The organism is Streptomyces sp. NPDC006207, from assembly GCF_040613835.1.
Classification (GTDB): Bacteria; Actinomycetota; Actinomycetes; order Streptomycetales; family Streptomycetaceae; genus Actinacidiphila.
In genome coordinates, this window is the sequence record NZ_JBEXSX010000033.1 from 58905 (window position 1) to 79589 (window position 20685).

Genomic DNA, 20685 nt, shown 5'->3' on the forward strand with positions numbered 1-20685 from the left:
CCTACGAGACGGCTCCGGGCCCGCGGGTGCTACCGGCTCTGACTTCGCGTCAGGCGTGCCAGGGCCTCCGGGGCGTCCTCGACGGAGTCGACGAGCACGATGCGCTGCTCCATGGAGCGGCCTTCCGCCAGAGCCTGGAGAAGGGGCCACGCCGGCAGGCGCCGGGTCCAGTGGTCCCGGTCGACCAGCACCATGGGGCGGGGGGCGCCGTTGGACTCGTAGTAGTTCGGCGTGGTGTTGTCGAAGATCTCCTGGACGGTGCCCGCGGCGCCCGGCAGGAAGACGACCCCGGCGGTGCAGCGGGCCAGCAGGCCGTCCTCGCGGGTGGCGTTGGCGAAGTACTTGGCGATGTGCGCGGCGAAGGCGTTCGGCGGCTCGTGGCCGTAGAACCACGTCGGCACGCCGATGGAGGCGCCGCCGCCGGGCCAGCGGTCGCGCACGTCGAAAGCGGTGCGCGCCCAGTCCGTGACGGACGGGCGGAAGGAGGGGACCTTGGCCACCGTCTCCAGGGCCTCGACGAGCATCGCGTCGGCGAAGGGCGCGGCGTAGGCGCCGAGGTTGGCCGCCTCCATGGCGCCGGGCCCGCCGCCCGTGGCCACGCTCAGGCCCTCGCGGGCCAGTGCACGGCCGAGGCGGGCGGCGCCCGCGTACGCCTCGGTGCCGCGCTCCATGGCATGACCGCCCATGACGCCCACGACGCGGGCGTCCGAGACGAGTTCGTCGAAGGCGTCGGAGACGGCGTCGTCGTGGATGCTGCGGAGCATCGACGCGTAGATGTCGCCGCTGCCCCGGGTGCGCAGGAACCACTGGTAGCCGCGGGCGTCCGGCGTTGCCTCGTAGCCGCCGTCGTCAAGGCCCTCGTACAGTGCGTCGGGGCCGTAGAGGGAGCCCCGGTACGGGTCGAAGGGCAGGTCCGGGACCGGCGGGAAGACCATGGCGCCGCCGGCGCGGACGTGGGCGGCCGCCTCCGGCTCCATCGGGCAACCCAGGAACACGGCCTCGGTCGTGTCGGCGGACATCAGGGCGGGCGTACGGGTCGTCAGGTCGAGCGACTGGACGCGGTGTCCGCGCAGCGAGCCCGACGCGGCGACGCGGTCGAACTCCTCGAGGGTCTCTATCTCGTGATCGTTCGGATCGTTCGGCGTCAGCACGCCCGCCACCCTAGCGCCCGCGGCGGGGGCCGCCGCCGCGGGGCTCCGGGCGGCGCTACGGCAGCGGCAGTGTGCCCAGGTGGGCGATGAGCAGGGTCAGCGGGAGCACGACGCCGAGGACCGCGAGGGCGCGCACGGCGGCTGCGTTGCGCAGCAGCGCGGCGGGCGTGCCGAGCCGGCTGAGGGCGGCGGTGGCCGGACGGCGGGCGCGCTTGGCGTCCACGGTCGCGGTGAGGGCGGTCGCGACCGCCGACAGGACGACGAGGACGGCGCCCAGCACGGTGAGCGGTCCGACGGGGTGCGCCACGGCGCCGAACCGGTCGCTGCCGGCGAGGGCGGTGGCGGCCACCGCGCACAGCGCGCCCAGCGGACGGCCCACCAGCGTCGCCTCCTCCTGGAGGGCGCGGCCCGCGAGGAGCCGCAGGGCACCCGGCCGGTACGCCGCCAGCAGCCGTCCGCACAGGTGGACGAGGCCCGGCATGGCCAGCACCATGCCCGTGGCCGTCAGCAGCCAGCCGCCGACGACGGCCGGGGCGGCATGGCCGAGACCGCCGGGCAGCGGGAGCGCGCCGTCGGGCCCCGGGGCGTCGGCGCCCCCGGCCGAGGAGATCTGCACGGCGAGGCCGATCGCCACGAGCGCGGCCCCCCACGGCAGGCCGGACGGCACCCCGCCGTCGCGGACGGCGGCCTCGTCCCCACGGGAGCGCCGTGGCCGCAGCACGACCGCGGCCGAGACGGCGGCGGCCAGCGGCAGTGAGGCCAGCAGGGTCAACGCGCCCGCGAACGGGAGTTCACGGTCCGCGCCCAGCGCCTCGGCGGCACCACCGAGGTGCGGGCCGGGCAGCTCACCACGGAGGAAGAGGAAGCCCAGGAGTGCGATCAGGACGCCCAGGCCGCAGTTCAGGGCGGAGCTCGCCGCGGCCAGCAGGGGCAGCCCGTGCCGCCCGAGCCCGGCCGAGGCCAGGCCCGCGTGCAGCCGTCCGCTCGGCTCCGTACGGGCCACGAGAACCGACAGGTGGACGGTGGCGGCGAACGGCACGGCGCACCAGAGCAGCCGGACCAGGCCGTCCGGGGCGTCCTCGGGGTGCGCGAGGGCGTGCCCGAGGACGGCGAGCAGCAGGAACCCCGTGCCGGCGGCCGCGGCGACGACCAGCAGCCGGCGCAGCAGCACCTCCGGACGGGAGCCGAGGGCTACACGGAGGCTGAGCACGAGTCGGCGTCCTCCCGATCCTGGTGCGGCATGCCGGCCACGAAGCGCCCGTCGACGAGGGTGACCACCCGGTCGGCGAGGGAGACGACCTCGGGTTCGTTGGAGGCGAGCACCACGGTGATGCCGTGCGAGCGGGCGGCGCTGGTCAGCATGCGCAGCACCTGGGCGCGGTCCGCGCGGTGCAGCGGCGCGGTCGGTTCGTCGGCGAAGACCACGGAGGGCCGGTTGACCAGGGCGCGGGCGATCGCCACCCGCTGCCGCTCGGCCTGCAGCAGCCGGCCGGGACGCTTGCGGGCGGCCCCGCCGATGTCCAGCCGGTCCAGCCACTCCTGCGCGGCGGCGCGCGCCGTGCGATACGGGACGCCGCACAGCAGCAGCGGCAGCGCGGCGTTCTCCCGGACGGTCAGTTCGGGGAGCAGTTGCGGGCTGCTGTCGATCCAGCCGAAGCGCTCACGGCGCAGCCGCTCGCGGGCGGTCATGCCCAGGGTGTGCACGGGGGAACTGTTGAACCACACCTCGCCCTGCTCGGGGAGCAGTTCGCCGGACAGGCAGCGCAGCAGGGTGGTCTTCCCGGCGCCGTGCGGGCCGAGGACGCCGAGGATCTCGCCCTCCCGTACGCCGAGTGACACGCCGAGAAGAGCGGGTGAGCGGTCGTGCGCGTGGCGCAGGCCGCGGGCCCACAGCACGTCGTTGTCGGGTGGGTTCACGTTGGCCTCTAACGAACGCGGGGAGTCCGGGTCACTGCGGCACCGTACGCGCCCCACGGCCCGGGACCACGGTTACGGGGGCGCGTTTCCGGCGCGCGCCCACCCGTGCGGCGTAGCGGGAGCGAGGTTCGTCTGGAAGACCATCCGTTCACTTGCGCGACGTGTGGCTGTGGCAGGATGCGGCCGCCGTGCCTCCGGCACGGTGTGAGATCCGTGGGGGTTCATCGACATCCATACGCAATGCCGCCCTGCTCGTGGCAGGAGCGGTCGCAGGTGGTCTGCTGCTCGCACCACCGGCCCACGCGGCCGGGATCGCGATCGTCGGCACGACCATCAACAACGGCAAGCCCATCGTCATGGGGGCCGGCGGCTCCACGACCGTCACCGTGCCGGTCGTCACCGAGATCGCGGGCGTCTCCGGAGCCCCGGCCACCGTCGACGCCGAACTCACGGGGCTGGGAAGCGGCTTCTCCGTCTTCCTCGAGGGCACTTCGGGCGCCAACATGACCAGTTGGTGAGGCTGCAGTTCCGCAGGTCCGGAAGCGCCACCTATACGACGGTCACGTACGCCCGCACGGATGCCAAGGGCAACGTGAAGACCAGCACGACCGCCAAGGCGGTCGGCTTCTGGCGGTGGGCCTTCGGCGGCACCACGACCGTCGCGCCCGTCGCGGGGGGCGGGGACCGGGTCGCCCTGAAGTGAGCGGGGCCTGACGGGCCGCCGGGGCCGCCCTCCGTCGACGGAGGGCGGCCCCGGCCGCTGGATCCCGTGGTCCGGCGGGGACCGTCAGAGCTTGGTCCAGGCCTCCGTGAGGACGGTGCGCAGGACGCCCTCGATCTCGTCGAAGGTCGACTGGTCGGCGATCAGCGGCGGCGCGAGCTGCACGACCGGGTCCCCGCGGTCGTCGGCGCGGCAGTAGAGGCCGTTCTCGAAGAGCGCCTTGCTGAGGAAGCCGTACAGGACGCGCTCGGTCTCCTCGTCGGTGAAGGTCTCCTTGGTGGCCTTGTCCTTCACCAGTTCGATGCCGTAGAAGTAGCCGTTCCCGCGGACGTCGCCGACGATCGGCAGGTCGTGGAGCTTCTCCAGGGTGGCGCGGAAGGCGCCCTCGTTGTCGAGCACGTGCTGGTTGAGCTGCTCGCGCTCGAAGATGTCGAAGTTGGCCAGGGCGACCGCCGACGAGACCGGGTGGCCGCCGAAGGTGTAGCCGTGGAGGAAGGTGTTGTCGCCCTTGTAGAAGGGCTCGGCGATGCGGTCGGAGATGATGCACGCGCCGATGGGGGAGTAGCCGGAGGTCATGCCCTTGGCGCAGGTGATCATGTCCGGGACGTAGCCGAACTTGTCGCAGCCGAACATGGTGCCCAGGCGGCCGAAGGCGCAGATGACCTCGTCGGAGACGAGCAGCACGTCGTACTGGTCGCAGATCTCGCGGACCCGCTGGAAGTACCCGGGCGGGGGCGGGAAGCAGCCGCCGGCGTTCTGCACCGGCTCGAGGAAGACGGCCGCGACGGTGTCGGGGCCCTCGAAGAGGATCTCCTGCTCGATCTGGTCGGCGGCCCAGCGGCCGAAGGCCTCGGGGTCGTCGCCGAAGAGCGGGGTGCGGTAGATGTTGGTGTTGGGCACCTTGTGCGCGCCGGGGACCAGCGGCTCGAAGGGGGCCTTCAGGCCCGGCAGGCCGGTGATGGACAGGGCTCCCTGCGGGGTGCCGTGGTAGGCGACGGCGCGTGAGATGACCTTGTACTTGGTCGGCTTGCCCTTGAGCTTGAAGTACTGCTTGGCGAGCTTCCAGGCGGTCTCGACCGCCTCGCCGCCGCCGGTGGTGAAGAAGACCTTGTTGAGGTCGCCGGGGGCGTAGTCGGCCAGGCGCTCGGCGAGCTCGACGGCCTTGGGGTGGGCGTAGCTCCACACCGGGAAGAAGGCGAGCTCCTGGGCCTGCTTGTAGGCGGTCTCGGCGAGCTCCACGCGGCCGTGGCCGGCGTTGACCACGAACAGCCCCGCGAGGCCGTCGATGTACCGCTTGCCCTTGTCGTCGTAGATGTACGTGCCCTCGCCGCGCACGATGGTCGGCACAGGGGCGTTCTCGTACGACGACATGCGGGTGAAGTGCATCCACAGGTGGTCGTACGCGGTCTTGGAAAGGTCCGCGCTCATGGCTATCTGGTTCCCCAGGTGTAGGTCTGCTTCCGGAGCTTGAGGTAGACGAAGCTCTCGGTGGACCGCACGCCGGGCAGCGTGCGGATCCGCTTGTTGATCGTCTCCAGGAGATGCTCGTCGTCCTCGCAGACGATCTCGATCAGCAGGTCGAAGGAGCCCGCGGTCACGACGACGTACTCGACCTCCGTCATCTCCGCGAGGGCGTCGGCGACGGGTTCGATGTCGCCCTCGACGTTGATGCCGACCATCGCCTGCCGCCGGAACCCCACGGTGAGCGGGTCGGTGACGGCGACGATCTGCATGACGCCCTGGTCGAGCAGCTTCTGGACGCGCTGCCGTACGGCCGCCTCCGACAGGCCCACGGCCTTGCCGATGGCGGCGTACGGACGCCTGCCGTCCTCCTGGAGCTGTTCGATGATCGCCTTGGAGACGGAATCGATCACGAAGGCACCGTTGGCGCCCCTGTGATCCGGAGTACGAGTGGCCACGCACCCCACTCTGCACGAGAGGTCAGCCGTCACGCAAGCCCCGATCAATGAAATCCGTGGTTTCGGGGCTCGAAACTCACGGAATCCATTGTTTCGGAGTTTCGGCTATGTCGAATACGGCAGTGCTGCAGGTAGGCTGGGTCCGTCTCACACATCGGACAGGAACAGGGAGAGGTGCAGTGAGCGAGCTCCGTACCTTGCGCAACCACATCAACGGAGAATTCCGCGACGCCGCCGACGGGCGCACCACCGACGTGGTGAACCCCGCCACCGGCGAGGTCTACGCGACCGCCCCGCTCTCCGCCGCCGCCGATGTCGACGCGGCCATGGCCGCCGCGGCGGCCGCCTTCCCCGCCTGGCGCGACACGACGCCCTCCGAGCGCCAGAAGGCGCTGCTGAAGATCGCCGACGCCTTCGAGGCGCGGGCGGACGAGCTCGTGGCCGTCGAGAGCGAGAACACCGGCAAGCCGATCGGGCTGACAGCCAGCGAGGAGATCCCTCCGATGGTCGACCAGATCCGCTTCTTCGCGGGTGCCGCCCGCATGCTCGAGGGCCGCTCGGCCGGCGAGTACATGGAGGGCATGACCTCGATCATCCGCCGGGAGCCGGTCGGCGTCTGCGCCCAGGTCGCCCCGTGGAACTATCCGATGATGATGGCCGTGTGGAAGTTCGCCCCGGCGATCGCCGCGGGGAACACGGTCGTGCTGAAGCCCTCGGACACCACCCCGGCCTCCACCGTGCTGATCGCCGAGATCATCGGCGGGATCCTGCCCAAGGGCGTCTTCAACGTCGTCTGCGGCGACCGCGAGACGGGCCGCCTGATGGTCGAGCACGAGACCCCCGCGATGGCCTCCATCACCGGTTCGGTCCGGGCCGGCATGCAGGTGGCGGCCAGCGCCGCCAAGGACGTCAAGCGGGTCCACCTGGAGCTCGGCGGCAAGGCGCCGGTGGTGGTGTTCCAGGACACCGACATCGCCAAGGCGGTCGAGGACATCGCCGTCGCCGGCTACTTCAACGCCGGCCAGGACTGCACCGCCGCGACCCGCGTCCTGGTCCACGAGTCGATCCACGACGAGTTCGTGGCCCAGCTCGCCAAGACCGCCGCCGACACCAAGACCGGCGCCCCGGACGACGAGGACGTGCTGTACGGCCCGCTGAACAACGCCAACCAGCTCGCCCAGGTCACCGGCTTCATCGAGCGCCTCCCGGCGCACGCCAAGGTCGAGGCCGGCGGCCACCGGGTCGGCGAGCAGGGCTTCTTCTACGCCCCGACCGTCGTCTCCGGCCTCAAGCAGGACGACGAGATCATCCAGAACGAGGTCTTCGGCCCGGTCATCACCGTCCAGTCCTTCTCCGACGAGGACCAGGCCGTGGAGTGGGCGAACGGCGTCGAGTACGCCCTCGCCTCCTCGGTGTGGACCAAGGACCACGCCCGTGCGATGCGCATGTCCAAGCGCCTCGACTTCGGCTGCGTGTGGATCAACACCCACATCCCGCTGGTCGCCGAGATGCCGCACGGCGGGTTCAAGAAGTCCGGTTACGGCAAGGACCTGTCCGCCTACGGCTTCGAGGACTACACCCGCATCAAGCACGTCATGACGTCCCTGGACGGCTGACGCCGCAGGGCGAGATCCCTCCACGGCCCCGGACCGGCCCCCGTGTCCGGGGCCGTGGCATGCGCGCGTACGCTCCGCTCCATGGAGTATCGAAGAGCCCTTGAACAGCGCATACGCGCATGGCTGGTTGTCTTCGTCGGGTGCCTGGTGCTGAGCGGCGCCACCGCGTTCCCGCTCGTGCACGAGGTGCGGTGGGTGGACGGCTGGGGCCTGCCGGGAGCCGTCGGTGACTGGATCTCCCACGTGCGGGAGGGGCTGGACGCCACCGACGCGAAGTACCCGTTCATGATGTACGGGACGGACTGGCTCGCCTTCGCGCACCTGGTGATCGCGGTGGCCTTCTACGGCGTCTGGCGCGATCCGGTGCGCAACATCTGGATCGTGGAGTGGGCCATGATCGCCTGCGTCGGGATCATCCCGCTCGCCGCGATCTGCGTCCCGCTGCGCGGCCTGCCGCTGTGGTGGATGCCCGTGGACATGGCCTTCGGCGTCCTCGGCATCGTGCCGCTGCTGGTCCTGCGGCGGATGATCAAGCGGCTGGAGCGCTCCGGCATGGTGTCGGCCGAGCCGGCCGTCGCCTGACGGACCGGCGGTCGCCCGGGTCCGGGACCGTACGGCGAGGAGACCGCGGCCGGGCGGGAGAAGCTCACCGGCCGCCGAACTCCGCGCGCAGCACGTCGATGCGGTTGCTCGTGACGGCGTCCACGCCGAGCCGCTCCAGCCGTCGCATCGTCCGGCGCAGGTCCACCGTCCACGCGCCGACCAGCAGGCCTTCGCCGCGCGCCCACTCCACCAGGGGCGCGCGCACCAGCCCGAAGCGCAGGTTGATCCAGCGCGGGCGCAACTCCGACAGCAGCAGCGGCGGCACCGGCGCCGAGGTCTTCCAGGTCAGCGCGATCTCGGCGGCCGGGTCGTGGTCCCGCACCGCCAGCACGGCGGCCGCCTCCCCGCAGTAGTACGTACGGTCCCCGGCGCCCGCGTCCCGGACCGCGGACAGCACAGGGCCCGCGGACTCCGGCAGGGTGAGGTCGACCAGGGCCCGGCAGCCGTCCACGGCGGCCAGCGCCTCGTGGAGGGTCGGCACGCCCGGCGGCAGCCGGTCCGCCGCAAGGCCGGCGACGGCGGAGTCCACGCCCCACAGTCGCTTCAGCGTGGGGTCGTGGAGCAGCACCGGCACGCCGTCGCGGCTCAGCCGTACGTCCATCTCCACCGCGTCCGCCCCCGCGCGCAGCGCGCTGCGCAGCGAGGGCAGGGTGTTCTCGCGGTGACGGTACGGGTCGCCGCGGTGGGCGACCGCTAGCGCTGCCATCCCGCCAGGTAGGAGTCGATCTCGGCGGTGAGCTTCGCCTTGCCGGGGGTGTCGAGGAACGAGGCCTCGACGGCGTTCCTGGCGAGCTGGGCCAGCCCGCCCTCGTTGAGCTGCAACAGCCGCGCGGCCACCGCGTACTCGGTGTTGAGGTCGGTGCCGAACATCGGCGGGTCGTCGCTGTTGATGGTGACGAGCAGGCCCGCGGCCACCATCTCCTTGACGGGGTGCTCGTCGAGCGTGGCGACGGCGCGGGTGGCGATGTTGGAGGTCGGGCAGACCTCCAGCGGGATGCGGTGCTCGGCCAGGTGGTCCAGCAGGCGCGGGTCCTGGGTGGCGCTGGTGCCGTGGCCGATGCGCTCGGCGCCCAGGTCGCCCAGGGCGTCCCAGATCGTCTGCGGGCCGGTGGTCTCGCCCGCGTGCGGCACGCTGTGCAGGCCGACGGCGCGGGCGCGGTCGAAGTACGGCTTGAACTGCGGGCGCGGCACACCGATCTCGGGTCCGCCCAGGCCGAAGCTGACCAGCCCGTCCGGCTGCAGTTCGGTGGCGATGCGCGCGGTCTCCTCGGCGGAGGCCAGCCCGGCCTCGCCGGGGATGTCGAAGCACCAGCGCAGCACGATGCCGAGCTCCGCCTCGGCCGCCTTGCGCGCGTCCTCGATGGCCTCCACGAACGCCTTGTCCGGGATGCCGCGGCGGACCGAGCTGTACGGGGTGACGGTCAGCTCGGCGTAGCGGATGTTCTGGCGCACCATGTCGCGGGCGACCTCGTACGTCAGCAGACGCACGTCCTCCGCGTCGCGGATCAGGTCGACCACGGACAGGTAGACCTCGATGAAGTGGGCGAAGTCCCGGAAGCTGAAGTACTCGGCAAGGGCGGCGGGGTCGGTGGGCACCTTGGAATCCGGGTGCCGCGCGGCCAGCTCCGCCACGATGCGGGGTGAGGCCGAGCCGACGTGGTGCACGTGGAGCTCGGCCTTCGGGAGTCCCGCGATGAAGGCGTCGAGGGCTGACGCGGTGTCGGACATGGGGCGATCCTCCTGCGGGGTCGGCGGCAACCGCCATCGTAAACGCGAAATTGCCTCCGTCCGGCGTCTTCGCAGGCCATAGCATTGCCCGACGTAGTCAGCAGGAAGGCAGCGATGTCCCACGAGCCCGAGCACCCGACGCCGCGCGACGCCGCGGGCGACACCCCCGGAGCGGCGGCCCCGTCGTCCTCGGCGGCCCCGGCGGACGCACGGCCCGCACCCGACTTCGAGCTGCCCGCCCCGGCGCCCGCGGCGCCCACGGACGCCGCATCCGGCACCGCCCCGGGCGGGGACGCCGAGGCGGGCGACGCGGTGGCCGGCGGCGTCGAGGGCACGGAGGTGCCCGGAACCGTGACTGCTGCGGAGGACGCGACTCCCGCTGACGCGCCGGTCGCCGATGCCGAGCCCGGCGCCGCCTCGGGCGGGGATGCCGCGGCGGCTCCCGACGTCGAGAGCGCGCGGGTGCCGGGAAGCGCGACTCCTGCGGAGGCCGTGACGCCTGCCGATGCTCCGGTCGCCGACGCCGAGCCCGGTGACGGCTCGCATGCCGTAGTAGGCGCGGCCGATGCTCCGGTCGCCCCGGACGAGCCTGCCGGCGCGCCGCCCGCGGAGGTGCCCGGGCCGCGGGATCCGTGGGCGCCGCCGGTGCCGGTCGCCCCCGGTTACGGGCAGCCGGGTGGGCCGACTGGGCACAACCCCTGGGCGCCGCCCGTGCCGCCGGTACCGCAGGCGCCGCAGGAGCACGTGACGCTGACCAAGCGCCCGGTACCCGTGGACGCACCCGCGCCCGGGCCGGAGCAGCAGCCGCGCGATCCCTGGGCCCCGCCGGCCCCGGACGCTGCGGCGGCCGTGCCGCCGCAACCGCCCCACGCCACGTACCCGGGCTACCACCCCGGCTACCCCGGTTACCCGGGCCACCCCACTCAGCCTGAGTACCCCGCGTACCCCGGCTACCCGGCCCAGCCCGGCTACCCCTCCCACCCGGGCTACCCCTCCCACCCGGGCTACCCCGCCCAGCCCGGCTACGCGGTGGGCCCCTACGGCGGATGGGCGCCGCCCGTCGCCCGCAACGGCGCCGGCCTGACGGCGATGATCATGGGCATCGTGGGCGCCGTCCTGGCCGTCTCCTGCTTCGGGGCCTTCCTCGGCCTCCCGCTCGGCATCGCGGCCGTCGTCTGCGGCATCGTCGGCCTGCGGATCGCCCGGCGCGGCGAGGCGACCAACCGGCCGCAGGCGTTGACCGGCCTCATCCTCGGGATCGTCTCCATCGGCCTGTCGGTCGCGATGATCGCCCTGGTGTTCAGCGGGATCGACGACGGCTGGTTCGACGGGTCCGGCGACGACCTCATCACCTCCCGGAACGGCGACTGGGCGGCGCCGCTGGACGTCGACGGCACCGCGCTCTACGACGACGGGGTCCACGTCACGCTGTCGGACGTCCACCGGGATATCGTCCTCCCGGAGAGCCAGCTCGACGGCGGCATCGCCGTCACGTTCTCCGTCGAGTTGGAGAACACCGGCGACACGACCGCCGACCTGGGCGAGAGCGAGGTCTCGGCCTACGCGGACGACTTCGAGGACGAGAGCCTGACCGACCTGACCGCCGGTGTGGGCCTGCCCGACGAACTGTCGCCGGGGGAGCGCGCGACGAGGGAGATCACCGTACTCGTGCCCAAGGACGACGAGGACGGCACCTTCCAGGTCGAGGTCGCCCCCGGATTCGACTACGACTACACCTACTGGCACCTGGACGTCCCGTAACGGGGGCGCCGCGGGGTCGCCTCAGCGCCGTACCGCGTCCAGCGCCAGCAGGGCCACGTGCAGCGAGAGGCAGGACTCGACCTGGTCCAGGTCGATGCCGAGGACGCGCTCGACCCGGTGCAGCCGGTCGTAGAAGGAGGGCCGCGACAGGTGCGCGGCGTCCGCCGCGGCCGACTTGTTGCGGCCGGCGTCCAGGTAGACGGTGAGGATCCGGACGAGGTCCGTGCCGTGCTCGGCGTCGTACGAGAGCAGCGGGCCGAGTTCGCGCTCGACGTACGTCTGCAGCCGCGCGTCGTCGCGCAGGAGGTGCAGCAGGCCGCGCAGCCGGACGTCCGGCAGCCGGTAGTACGCCCGCCCGCCGCCCGCCATCACCCTCTTCTCGGACGGCTGGGCCCTGCCCCCTTCATTGCGGCCGCCGTGCATCGCGGCGTCCGCGACCTGTGCCGCCTCCAGCAGGGTGCGGCGGGCGTCGCGCAGGGAGCCGACGGAGGAGCCGGCCGCCATGACGAAGGCGGGGCCGCCGTCGGGGGCGGGCTCGGTCAGCCGGGTGAGGGCGGCGGCGAAGTCCTCCAGTGCGGTGTGCTCGTGGTCGGACGGGCCCAGGGAGACCAGCACGCCGACACCGCCGTCGTCGAGGGTGCCGGTGAGCGCGGTCAGGCCCCGCTCGCGCACGGCCTGGGCGGCGGTCTCGGTGAAGTCCCGCAGCCGGGCCTGCGCCTCCAGGGCGGCCGAGGCCGGTCCGCCGCGCAGCCGCAGCATGACGCCGACCAGCCGCCGGCCCTCCAGCGGCACGCCCAGGGCGCGGGCGCGCAGCGCCACGTCGGAGACGGTCAGGGCGTGGGTGAGGATGCCGGAGAGCAGGGTGCGGTGGGTCTGCCGTTCCAAGGACTCCCGGTCGCGCTCCAGCAGCCGGTTGAGCGCGAGGGTGGCCGCCCCCCGCTCCAGCAGCACGCTGTGCCGGTGCGGGCGTTCGCCCGGTTCCGGCTCCTCGCCCGGTTCCGGCTCCTCGTCGGGCGCGGGCTCGCCGACGATCACCAGCCTGCCCCAGTCGCGGCCGCGCGCCCCCACGCCGGTGACCGTCCAGCCGGTGCGCGGGTCGTGGCCGGTGCGCCCGGCCGGGTGGACGCCGCGGCTGCGCCGCTCCCAGCCGTCGAGCAGGGCTTCGGGGTCCTGGCCGGCCGGGTCGAAGGCGAGCACCTGGTGGGAGAGGTTCTCCAGCACCACGGGCGCGCCCGCCATCCGGGCCACCTCGCGCACGACCTCCTCGGGCTCCGCGCCCTCGACGGACAGCTCGTTGAAGATCTGGTGCACCGCCTCCGACGCCCGCAGCTCGGTCAGCTGGGCGTCGACGACGTGGGCGTGCACGGCCTCGGTCACCGCCACGAAGCGCACCTCGGTACGGAGTGCCACCAGCGGCAGTCCGCGCCGTTCCGCGGCCCGGACCAGGGGGCGGGGGAGGGCGTCCGCGTAGCGACGGCCCAGTTCGACGACGAGACCCGCCGCGCCGACGTCGGCGAGGCCGTCGATGTAGCGGGCCAGGGACTCCTTGTCGTCGGGCAGCATCACGCCCGTGGTGAGGACCAGCTCGCCCCCGTGGAGCATGCCCGCGATGTCGGCCAGCTCGCTGATGTGCACCCAGCGCACCGGGCGCTGCAGTCCGCCGGAGCCGGCGACCACCTGCGGCGAACCCCGCCTGAGCACGTCCAGTTCCAGGACCTCGGCGACGGTGGGGAACACGGTGACCTCCGGGGCGAAACGGGGCGGAACGTCGTGCCACCGTAGCTCCAAGGTGTAAAGGCCCCCGACGCACGGCATGCGATGTGTCGGTTGCCCGGTGTACGTGGCGCCCGGCATCGTCCACGGTGACGATCTGGTGCGGTCCGTCAGGTGAACACAGAATTCGTCGCGTAACCAAAAGGCAACAACGGAATCACTTGTTGGGGCGAGCCTACTCTGTCAGGATCGTCCACCAATCAAGGCTTTGGCCACGCCGCCGAGCCGAGTGCGAGGAGAAGACGATGGACCTCAGCGCGAACGGCGAGTTCGATGTGAGGGAGCGTTTCGCCGAGGGGGCCCAGTACATCGGCGGAACCTTGCGCCCCGGCACCTCGGGCCGGCGGCATCCAGTGGTCGACCCGGCCACCGGCGAGACCGTGTACTCCTGTGAACTGGCCGGCACCGCCGACGTGGACGCCGCCGTCGACGCCGCCGCGCAGGCGCTGCCCGGCTGGGCCGGCGCCACCCCCGGTGCGCGCTCCGACGCCATGCACCGCTTCGCCGGCGTCCTGGCCGCGCAGGCCGCCGAGTTCGCGTACGCCGAGTCGCTGCAGTGCGGCAAGCCGCTCCGGCTGACCACCGAGTTCGACGTCCCGGGCACCGTCGACAACACCGCCTTCTTCGCGGGCGCCGCCCGCCACCTGGAGGGCAAGGCGGCGGGGGAGTACTCCGGCGACCACACCTCCTACGTGCGGCGCGAGCCCGTCGGCGTCGTGGGCTCCATCGCTCCGTGGAACTACCCGCTGCAGATGGCCGCCTGGAAGGTCCTCCCGGCGATCGCCGCGGGCAACACCATCGTGCTCAAGCCGGCCGAGCTGACCCCGCTGACCTCGCTGATGTTCGCCCAGGCGGCGACCGAGGCGGGCATCCCGCCGGGCGTGGTCAACATCGTCACCGGCGCCGGCAAGGAGGCGGGCGAGCACCTGGTGGGGCACCCGGACGTCGCCATGACCTCCTTCACCGGCTCCACCGCGGTCGGCAAGCGCGTCGCGGAGATCGCCACCGCCACCGTCAAGCGGCTCCACCTGGAACTCGGCGGCAAGGCGCCCTTCGTCGTGTTCGACGACGCCGACCTGGAGGCGGCCGTCCACGGCGCGGTCGCCGGTGCCCTGATCAACACCGGCCAGGACTGCACCGCAGCGACCCGCGCCTACGTGCAGCGCCCGCTCTACGACGCCTTCGTCGCCGGGGTCGCCGACCTCTTCTCCGGCATCCGCGTGGGCGATCCCTTCGACGCCAAGACCGACCTCGGCCCGCTGATCTCCCACGCCCAGCGCGACCGTGTCGCCGGCTTCGTGGAGCGCGCCCGCTCCTACGCCACGGTCGTCACCGGCGGGCAGGCCCCCGCGTCGGCGGGTGCCTTCTACCGGCCCACGCTGGTCACCGGCGCCGCGCAGGACAGCGAGATCGTCCAGTCCGAGATCTTCGGGCCGGTACTGGTCGTGCTGCCGTTCGACGGCGATGATGAAGGTCTGGCCCTGGCCAACGACACGCCGTACGGTCTGGCCGCGTCCGCGTGGACCCGTGACGTCTTCCGTGCGGGCCGTGCCACCCGTGAGATCAAGGCGGGGTGCGTCTGGGTCAACGACCACATCCCGATCATCAGCGAGATGCCGCACGGGGGCTACCGGGCCTCCGGGTACGGCAAGGACATGTCGGCGTACTCCCTGGAGGAGTACACGCAGGTCAAGCATGTGATGTACGACAACACCGCGGTCGCCAGGAAGGACTGGCACCGCACGATCTTCGGCGACCGCTGACCCCTCGGCCGCCGGCCCCTCCGGGACCGCCCCCACCGGCCCGCTAGCCCGTCCGTCCCACGCACCACCGCCCCTGGAGGCCGCACCGCAATGGAGATGTTCGAGGGCCTGTCCGAGCCCGTACGCAAAGCGTGGGAACGCAGCCTGACCAACGGGAGGGCATCCGTCAGCCGGCGCCGGGTGCTCGGCGCGGGGCTCGGCGTCGCGGGTGCCGGGGCGCTGTCCGCCTGCGGCATCCCGGCCGCCACCAACAACCAGGGCGGTGTGAAGAGCGACGACCTGTCCGACAAGGACAAGTCGCTGGTCTTCTCGAACTGGCAGCTCTACATCGACATGAGCGACGACGAGAAGCACATGCCGACCCTGGAGGCCTTCGAGAAGAAGACCGGGATCAAGGTCAAGTACAGCGACGACATCACCGACAACGTCGAGTTCTTCGCCAAGATCAAACCACAGCTCGCCGCGGGCCAGTCCACCGGCCGCGACCTGGTCGTCCTCACCGACTGGATGGCCGCCCGGATGATCCGTCTGGGCTGGGCCCAGCCGCTGGACCCCACCTACCTGCCGAACGCGTTCACCAATCTGGAGCAACGTTTCCGCAACCCCGACTGGGACCCCGGACGCGCCCACTCCTACCCCTGGCAGGGCATCGCCACCGTCATCGCCTACAACGAGAAGGCGACCAAGGGGAAGAAGGTCGGCAGCGTCTCCCAGCTGCTGGACGACCCCGACCTCAAGGGCCGCGTCGCCATGCTCAGCGAGATGCGCGACACCATAGGCATGACCCTGCTCGACATGGGCAAGCGGCCGGAGTCCTTCACCGCGGACGACTTCGACGCGGCCGTGGCCCGCGTCCAGAAGGCCGTGGACAACAAGCAGATCCGCCAGTTCACCGGCAACGAGTACACCGACGGCCTCGCCTCGGGGAACATCGCCGCCTGCGTCGCCTGGGCCGGCGACCTGGTCCAGCTCCAGGCCGACAACCCCGAGATCAAGTTCGTGATCCCGCCCGCCGGCTACATCTACTCCACCGACAACATGCTGGTCCCGGCGGGTTCCAAGCACCGCAAGAACGCCGAGCGGCTCATGGACTGGTACTACCAGCCCGCGATCGCCGCCGAGCTCGCGGCATGGGTCAACTACATCACGCCCTGCACGGGCGTCTACGAGGAACTCCTCAAGATCGACAAGGACGTGGCCACCAACCCGCTGATCATTCCCAACGCGGAGATGAAGGCGAAGGCCCATCCCTTCCGGTCGCTCTCCTCCAAGGAGGAGACCGCCTTCGAGGACAAGTTCGCCAAGCTCATCGGCGCCTGACCGGCCACCGCAGTTAGGGATCTGACGACATGACCCAGCAGACCGCACCGCTCACCGAGCCGGCCGGCGGCAAGGACCCCGCCTCCGCGGGCGGCGCCGTGACCCTCACCGGCATCGGCAAGGACTACGGCGACTTCACGGCCGTCCACCCGCTCGACCTCACCATCCCCGAGGGCTCCTTCTTCGCCCTCCTGGGCGCCTCCGGCTGCGGCAAGACCACCACGCTGCGCATGATCGCCGGTCTGGAGGACCCCAGCAGCGGCACCGTCCGCATCGGCGACCAGGACGTCACCGGCCTGCCGCCGTACAAGCGCCCGGTCAACACGGTCTTCCAGAACTACGCGCTCTTCCCGCACCTCGACATCTACGAGAACGTCGCCTTCGGCCTGCGCCGCCGCGGCATCAAGTCCGTCAAGGGCCAGGTCGGGGACATGCTCGACCTCGTCGAGCTGGGTCATCTCGCCCGCCGCAAGCCCCACCAGCTCTCCGGCGGCCAGCAGCAGCGCGTCGCCGTCGCCCGTGCCCTGATCAACCACCCCAAGGTGCTGCTCCTCGACGAGCCGCTGGGCGCCCTGGACCTGAAGCTGCGCCGCCAGATGCAGCTGGAGCTCAAGCGCATCCAGACCGAGGTCGGCATCACCTTCGTGCACGTCACGCACGACCAGGAAGAGGCCATGACCATGGCCGACACCATCGCCGTGATGAACGCGGGCCGCATCGAGCAGCTCGGCGCGCCCACCGACCTGTACGAGAACCCCAGCACCACCTTCGTCGCCAACTTCCTCGGCCAGTCCAACCTCATCGAGGCCGAGGTCGCCGGTACCAGCGGCGACGACCTGCTGCTCAGCGTCGGCGACGGCCGTCTGGCGATGCCCACCGCACGGTGCGCCCCCTCCGTGCAGGCGGGCGACAAGCTCCTCGCCGGGGTGCGTCCCGAGAAGATCTCCATCGTCCACGCCGACGACGCGGCCGAGGTCCCCGAGGGCCGCAACAAGATCACCGGGCGGATCGTCGACGCCAGCTTCATCGGCGTCTCCACCCAGTACGTCGTCAACAGCCCCTGGTGCCCGGAGCTGGCCGTCTTCGCGCAGAACGTCGAGCGCGACGGCCGTCTCGTCCCCGGCGCCGAGGTGGTGCTGCACTGGAGCCCCGCGCACACCTTCGGTCTCGACGCCGCGCAGGACATCGAGGCCGGGGAGGTCAACGCGTAATGGCCGCCCTGTCCACCGCCCCCGCCGGGGCGCCGGAGGAGACCCCGCCGGTCCCGGCCGGCGCCGCCGCCCGGCGGCGCAGACTCGTCCCCTACTGGCTGCTGCTGCCCGGCATCCTGTGGCTGCTGGTCTTCTTCGCCGCCCCGATGGTCTACCAGGCCTCGACCTCGGTGCAGACCGGCTCCCTGGAGACCGGCTACCGCGTCACCTGGCACTTCGCGACCTACTGGGACGCGTTCAAGGAATACGACGTCTTCTACCTGCGCTCGCTGATCTACGCCGGCATCGCCACCGTGCTGTGCCTGGCGATCGGCTACCCGCTGGCGTACACCATCGCCTTCAAGGCGGGCCGCTGGCGGAACGTGCTGCTGGTCATGGTCATCGCGCCGTTCTTCACCAGCTTCCTGATCCGCACCCTGGCCTGGAAGACGATCCTCGCGGACGACGGCTACGTCGTCACCGTGCTGGACAAGCTGCACATCCTCAGCGTCACCGCGTCCCTGGGCATCACCGCCGACGACCGCGTGCTCGCCACACCGCTCGCGGTGGTGTGCGGTCTGACGTACAACTTCCTGCCCTTCATGATCCTGCCGCTCTACAGCTCGCTGGAGCGCATCGACCCGCGGCTGCACGAGGCGGCGGGCGACCTGTACGCCCGGCCCTTCACCACCTTCCGCAAGGTGACCTTCCCGATCTCGCTCCCCGGCGTCGTGGCCGGCACGCTGCTCACCTTCATCCCCGCCTCCGGCGACTACATCAACGCCGAGTTGCTGGGCAGCCCCAGCGAGCAGATGATCGGCAACGTCATCCAGTCCAAGTTCCTCACGGTGCTCGACTACCCGACCGCCGCCGCGCTGTCCTTCATGCTCATGGCCGCGATCCTGGTGATCGTGTCCGTCTACATCCGCAAGGCGGGGACGGAGGAACTGGTCTGATGCCCGTGCTGAACTGGGTGCGACGGCGCCTCGTGGTCTTCGCCGCCGCGGCCGCACTCGCCTACATGACGATCCCCAACGTGATCGTCCTGATCTTCTCCTTCAACCAGCCCAAGGGCCGCTTCAACTACTCCTGGAACCACTTCTCGCTCGACGCCTGGGCCAACCCCTGCGGTGTCGGCGACATGTGCGACTCGTTGTCGCTGTCCCTGGAGATCGCCGTACTCGCCACCATCGGCGCCACGATCCTCGGCACCATGGTCGCCTTCGCGCTCGGCCGCTACCGCTTCCGCGGCCGCGGCCCGGTGACCGGCCTGATCTGGCTGCCGATGGCGATGCCCGAGATCGTCATGGGCGCCTCGCTCGGCACCCTCTTCCTCAACATGCGCATCCAGTTCGGCTTCTGGACCATCCTCATCGCGCACATCATGTTCTGCCTCAGCTTCGTCGTGACGGCGGTCAAGGCGCGCGTGATGAGCATGGACCCGCGACTGGAGCAGGCCGCCCAGGACCTGTACGCCACCCCGTGGCAGACCTTCTGGCGGATCACCTTCCCGATCGCCGCGCCCGGCATCGCGGCGGGAGCGCTGCTCAGCTTCGCGATCTCCATCGACGACTTCATCATCACGCAGTTCAACGCCGGCCCGGCCACCGTGACCTTCCCGATGTTCGTCTGGGGCGCGGCCCAGAAGGGCCTGCCCGTCCAGGTGAACGTCATCGGCACGCTGATGTTCGTCGTGGCGGTGCTGTGCGTCGTCGTCGGACAGCTGCTCAGCCGCCGCAGGAAAGCCCATAGTTAATCCGCCGACCGCATCCGCAAAGGTGTGAGACCCCATGGATCCAGCCCGTTCGCTCGCCGACGCGCAGCCGACACCGTTCTGGCTGGAGGACCCCGGCAGGCCGCAGGCCGGCTCCGCCCTCGTCGGCGACGAGCACTGCGACCTGCTGGTGGTCGGCGGCGGCTACACCGGGCTGTGGACCGCGTTGCTCGCCAAGGAGCGCGACCCGCGGCGTGACGTCGTCCTGATCGAGGGCAAGGAGGTGGGCTGGGCGGCGTCCGGCCGCAACGGGGGCTTCTGCGCCGCCAGCCTCACCCACGGCCTGGCCAACGGACTCGCCCGCTGGCCCGAGGAGTTCGGGCGACTGGAGGAGCTGGGCAACCGCAACCTCGACGGCATCGAGGAGGCGGTGGACCGCTACTCCATCGACTGCGACTTCGAACGCTCCGGGGAGATCGACGTCGCCACCGAGCCCTACCAGCTCGACGACCTCCAGGCCTCCGCCGAGGAGGCCGCCCGGCACGGCGTCGAACTGGAGCTGCTCGACCGTGACCAGGTCCGTGCCGAGGTCGACTCGCCGACCTTCGTCGGCGGGCTGTGGGACCGCAGGGGCGTCGCCATGCTGCACCCGGCGAAGCTCGCCTGGGGCCTGCGGCGGGCCTGCGAGGAGCTGGGCGTACGCGTCTACGAGCACACCCGCGCCACCCAGCTCGCCCGCAACGGCTCCGGCATGGCCGTGCGCACCCCGTACGGGCGGGTCTTCGCCCGGCACGTCGCGCTCGGCACCAACGTCTTCCCCTCGCTGGTGCGCCGGGTGCGTCCCTACATCGTCCCCGTGTACGACTACGCGCTGGTGACCGAGCCGCTGACGCCGCAGCAGCTCGGCGCGATCGGCTGGAAGAAGCGCCAGGGGCTCGGCGACAGCGCCAACCAGTTCCACTACTTCCGGCTCACCGCCGACAACCGCGTCCTGTGGGGCGGCTACGACGCCATCTACCCGTACGGCGGCCGCCTGGACACCGCCCGCGACGAACGCCCGCAGACGTACCTGAAGCTCGCCGGCCACTTCTTCCGCTGCTTCCCGCAGCTGGAGGGCGTGCGCTTCAGCCATGCGTGGGGCGGCGCGATCGACACCTGCTCGCGCTTCTCCGCCTTCTACGGCACCGCCCACGACGGGAAGGTCGCCTACGCCGCCGGCTACACCGGCCTCGGCGTCGGCGCCACCCGCTTCGGCGGGGACGTCATGCTCGACCTGCTCTCCGGCGAGCGCACCGAGCGCACCGCACTGCGCATGGTCCGCACCAAGCCGCTGCCCTTCCCGCCCGAGCCCCTGGCATGGGCGGGCATCGGCCTCACCAAGTGGTCGCTGGACCGGGCCGACCGCAACGCCGGCCGGCGCAACCTGTGGCTCAAGACGATGGACCGGCTCGGCCTCGGCTTCGACAGCTGACCGCCCCTGCGGCACCCCCTGCGCACCCTGTGGACCGG

Annotated in this window: 18 protein-coding genes and 1 pseudogene; 11 read left to right on the forward strand and 8 right to left on the reverse strand. The window is 71.7% G+C overall.

What is annotated here, in order from left to right; genetic code table 11:
- Window positions 1–29: 29 nt before the first annotated feature.
- From ABZ312_RS25360 to ABZ312_RS25370, 3 genes and pseudogenes are all read right to left on the reverse strand, one after another.
- Window positions 30–1160, reverse strand: coding sequence for an LOG family protein (locus tag ABZ312_RS25360; RefSeq protein ID WP_500325729.1), 1131 nt, complete (start codon window positions 1158–1160; stop codon window positions 30–32).
- Window positions 1161–1206: 46 nt separating this feature from the next.
- Entirely contained in the window at window positions 1207–2361 is a 1155-nt protein-coding gene (locus tag ABZ312_RS25365; protein WP_500438855.1) for a hypothetical protein, read from the reverse strand.
- Window positions 2343–2987 (reverse strand): annotated as a pseudogene (locus tag ABZ312_RS25370) (ABC transporter ATP-binding protein); the annotation flags it as partial. The pseudogene ABZ312_RS25370 and the gene ABZ312_RS25365, both read right to left, overlap by 19 nt.
- A gap of 335 nt (window positions 2988–3322) precedes the next feature.
- Between ABZ312_RS25370 and ABZ312_RS25375 the strand changes: the two are divergent.
- Window positions 3323–3586, forward strand: a complete 264-nt coding sequence (locus ABZ312_RS25375) for a hypothetical protein (protein WP_500356645.1) — start codon at window positions 3323–3325, stop codon at window positions 3584–3586.
- Window positions 3580–3771, forward strand: a complete 192-nt coding sequence (locus ABZ312_RS25380; RefSeq protein ID WP_500325736.1) for a hypothetical protein — start codon at window positions 3580–3582, stop codon at window positions 3769–3771. Before ABZ312_RS25375 ends, ABZ312_RS25380 begins: the two co-directional genes overlap by 7 nt.
- 84 nt (window positions 3772–3855) lie before the next feature.
- Here ABZ312_RS25380 and ABZ312_RS25385 read toward each other — a convergent pair whose 3' ends face one another.
- Both ABZ312_RS25385 and ABZ312_RS25390 read right to left on the reverse strand, forming a co-directional pair.
- The gene (locus tag ABZ312_RS25385; protein WP_500325737.1) at window positions 3856–5217 is read right to left on the reverse strand and encodes an aspartate aminotransferase family protein; all 1362 of its coding nucleotides are present in this window, start codon (window positions 5215–5217) and stop codon (window positions 3856–3858) included.
- Window positions 5218–5219: 2 nt separating this feature from the next.
- Window positions 5220–5663, reverse strand: a complete 444-nt coding sequence (locus tag ABZ312_RS25390) for an Lrp/AsnC family transcriptional regulator (protein ID WP_500325738.1) — start codon at window positions 5661–5663, stop codon at window positions 5220–5222.
- Window positions 5664–5887: 224 nt separating this feature from the next.
- Between ABZ312_RS25390 and ABZ312_RS25395 the strand changes: the two genes are divergently transcribed.
- Both ABZ312_RS25395 and ABZ312_RS25400 read left to right on the forward strand, forming a co-directional pair.
- Window positions 5888–7324, forward strand: a complete 1437-nt coding sequence (locus tag ABZ312_RS25395; RefSeq protein WP_499514281.1) for a gamma-aminobutyraldehyde dehydrogenase — start codon at window positions 5888–5890, stop codon at window positions 7322–7324.
- Between the two features lie 81 nt (window positions 7325–7405).
- Window positions 7406–7906 (forward strand): hypothetical protein, encoded by a 501-nt coding sequence (locus ABZ312_RS25400; protein WP_500438856.1) that lies wholly within the window; start codon window positions 7406–7408, stop codon window positions 7904–7906.
- Between the two features lie 64 nt (window positions 7907–7970).
- Here ABZ312_RS25400 and ABZ312_RS25405 read toward each other — a convergent pair whose 3' ends face one another.
- A complete protein-coding gene (locus ABZ312_RS25405; protein WP_500325742.1) occupies window positions 7971–8633 on the reverse strand; it encodes a glycerophosphodiester phosphodiesterase in 663 nt (220 codons plus the stop codon).
- Window positions 8621–9655: an adenosine deaminase gene (locus ABZ312_RS25410; RefSeq protein WP_500438857.1), complete on the reverse strand. Its 1035-nt coding sequence runs from the start codon at window positions 9653–9655 to the stop codon at window positions 8621–8623. The genes ABZ312_RS25405 and ABZ312_RS25410 overlap by 13 nt, the downstream gene beginning before the upstream one ends.
- A gap of 114 nt (window positions 9656–9769) precedes the next feature.
- Here ABZ312_RS25410 and ABZ312_RS25415 point away from each other — a divergent pair, with 114 nt between their 5' ends.
- Window positions 9770–11416 carry a DUF4190 domain-containing protein gene (locus tag ABZ312_RS25415; RefSeq protein ID WP_500438858.1) on the forward strand — a complete coding sequence of 549 codons (1647 nt, stop codon included), beginning with the start codon at window positions 9770–9772 and terminating at the stop codon, window positions 11414–11416.
- A 21-nt stretch (window positions 11417–11437) separates the two neighbouring features.
- Here ABZ312_RS25415 and ABZ312_RS25420 read toward each other — a convergent pair whose 3' ends face one another.
- Window positions 11438–13153 (reverse strand): PucR family transcriptional regulator, encoded by a 1716-nt coding sequence (locus tag ABZ312_RS25420; protein ID WP_500325746.1) that lies wholly within the window; start codon window positions 13151–13153, stop codon window positions 11438–11440.
- Between the two features lie 281 nt (window positions 13154–13434).
- Between ABZ312_RS25420 and ABZ312_RS25425 the strand changes: the two genes are divergently transcribed.
- The 6 genes from ABZ312_RS25425 to ABZ312_RS25450 all read left to right on the forward strand — a co-directional run bounded on the left by ABZ312_RS25425 (window position 13435) and on the right by ABZ312_RS25450 (window position 20647).
- Window positions 13435–14952 carry a gamma-aminobutyraldehyde dehydrogenase gene (locus ABZ312_RS25425; RefSeq protein WP_500325748.1) on the forward strand — a complete coding sequence of 506 codons (1518 nt, stop codon included), beginning with the start codon at window positions 13435–13437 and terminating at the stop codon, window positions 14950–14952.
- Window positions 14953–15042: 90 nt separating this feature from the next.
- Window positions 15043–16272 carry a polyamine ABC transporter substrate-binding protein gene (locus ABZ312_RS25430; RefSeq protein ID WP_500325749.1) on the forward strand — a complete coding sequence of 410 codons (1230 nt, stop codon included), beginning with the start codon at window positions 15043–15045 and terminating at the stop codon, window positions 16270–16272.
- 29 nt (window positions 16273–16301) lie between these two features.
- Window positions 16302–17483 carry an ABC transporter ATP-binding protein gene (locus tag ABZ312_RS25435; protein WP_500325750.1) on the forward strand — a complete coding sequence of 394 codons (1182 nt, stop codon included), beginning with the start codon at window positions 16302–16304 and terminating at the stop codon, window positions 17481–17483.
- Window positions 17483–18418 carry an ABC transporter permease gene (locus tag ABZ312_RS25440; protein WP_500325752.1) on the forward strand — a complete coding sequence of 312 codons (936 nt, stop codon included), beginning with the start codon at window positions 17483–17485 and terminating at the stop codon, window positions 18416–18418. The genes ABZ312_RS25435 and ABZ312_RS25440 overlap by 1 nt, the downstream gene beginning before the upstream one ends.
- Window positions 18418–19218 (forward strand): ABC transporter permease, encoded by an 801-nt coding sequence (locus ABZ312_RS25445; protein ID WP_500438859.1) that lies wholly within the window; start codon window positions 18418–18420, stop codon window positions 19216–19218. The genes ABZ312_RS25440 and ABZ312_RS25445 overlap by 1 nt, the downstream gene beginning before the upstream one ends.
- Before the next feature lie 34 nt (window positions 19219–19252).
- Window positions 19253–20647, forward strand: a complete 1395-nt coding sequence (locus ABZ312_RS25450; RefSeq protein ID WP_500360009.1) for an NAD(P)/FAD-dependent oxidoreductase — start codon at window positions 19253–19255, stop codon at window positions 20645–20647.
- Window positions 20648–20685 lie beyond the last annotated feature (38 nt).

What these genes read in the sequence shown, in the direction of transcription:
- ABZ312_RS25385 (WP_500325737.1), bottom strand. Translation starts at nt 5,217, where the DNA reads ATGAGCGCGGACCTTTCCAAGACCGCGTACGACCACCTGTGGATGCAC.
- ABZ312_RS25400 (WP_500438856.1), top strand. Translation starts at nt 7,406, where the DNA reads ATGGAGTATCGAAGAGCCCTTGAACAGCGCATACGCGCATGGCTGGTT.
- ABZ312_RS25405 (WP_500325742.1), bottom strand. Translation starts at nt 8,633, where the DNA reads ATGGCAGCGCTAGCGGTCGCCCACCGCGGCGACCCGTACCGTCACCGC.
- ABZ312_RS25410 (WP_500438857.1), bottom strand. Translation starts at nt 9,655, where the DNA reads ATGTCCGACACCGCGTCAGCCCTCGACGCCTTCATCGCGGGACTCCCG.
- ABZ312_RS25415 (WP_500438858.1), top strand. Translation starts at nt 9,770, where the DNA reads ATGTCCCACGAGCCCGAGCACCCGACGCCGCGCGACGCCGCGGGCGAC.
- ABZ312_RS25425 (WP_500325748.1), top strand. Translation starts at nt 13,435, where the DNA reads ATGGACCTCAGCGCGAACGGCGAGTTCGATGTGAGGGAGCGTTTCGCC.
- ABZ312_RS25430 (WP_500325749.1), top strand. Translation starts at nt 15,043, where the DNA reads ATGGAGATGTTCGAGGGCCTGTCCGAGCCCGTACGCAAAGCGTGGGAA.
- ABZ312_RS25435 (WP_500325750.1), top strand. Translation starts at nt 16,302, where the DNA reads ATGACCCAGCAGACCGCACCGCTCACCGAGCCGGCCGGCGGCAAGGAC.
- ABZ312_RS25440 (WP_500325752.1), top strand. Translation starts at nt 17,483, where the DNA reads ATGGCCGCCCTGTCCACCGCCCCCGCCGGGGCGCCGGAGGAGACCCCG.
- ABZ312_RS25445 (WP_500438859.1), top strand. Translation starts at nt 18,418, where the DNA reads ATGCCCGTGCTGAACTGGGTGCGACGGCGCCTCGTGGTCTTCGCCGCC.
- ABZ312_RS25450 (WP_500360009.1), top strand. Translation starts at nt 19,253, where the DNA reads ATGGATCCAGCCCGTTCGCTCGCCGACGCGCAGCCGACACCGTTCTGG.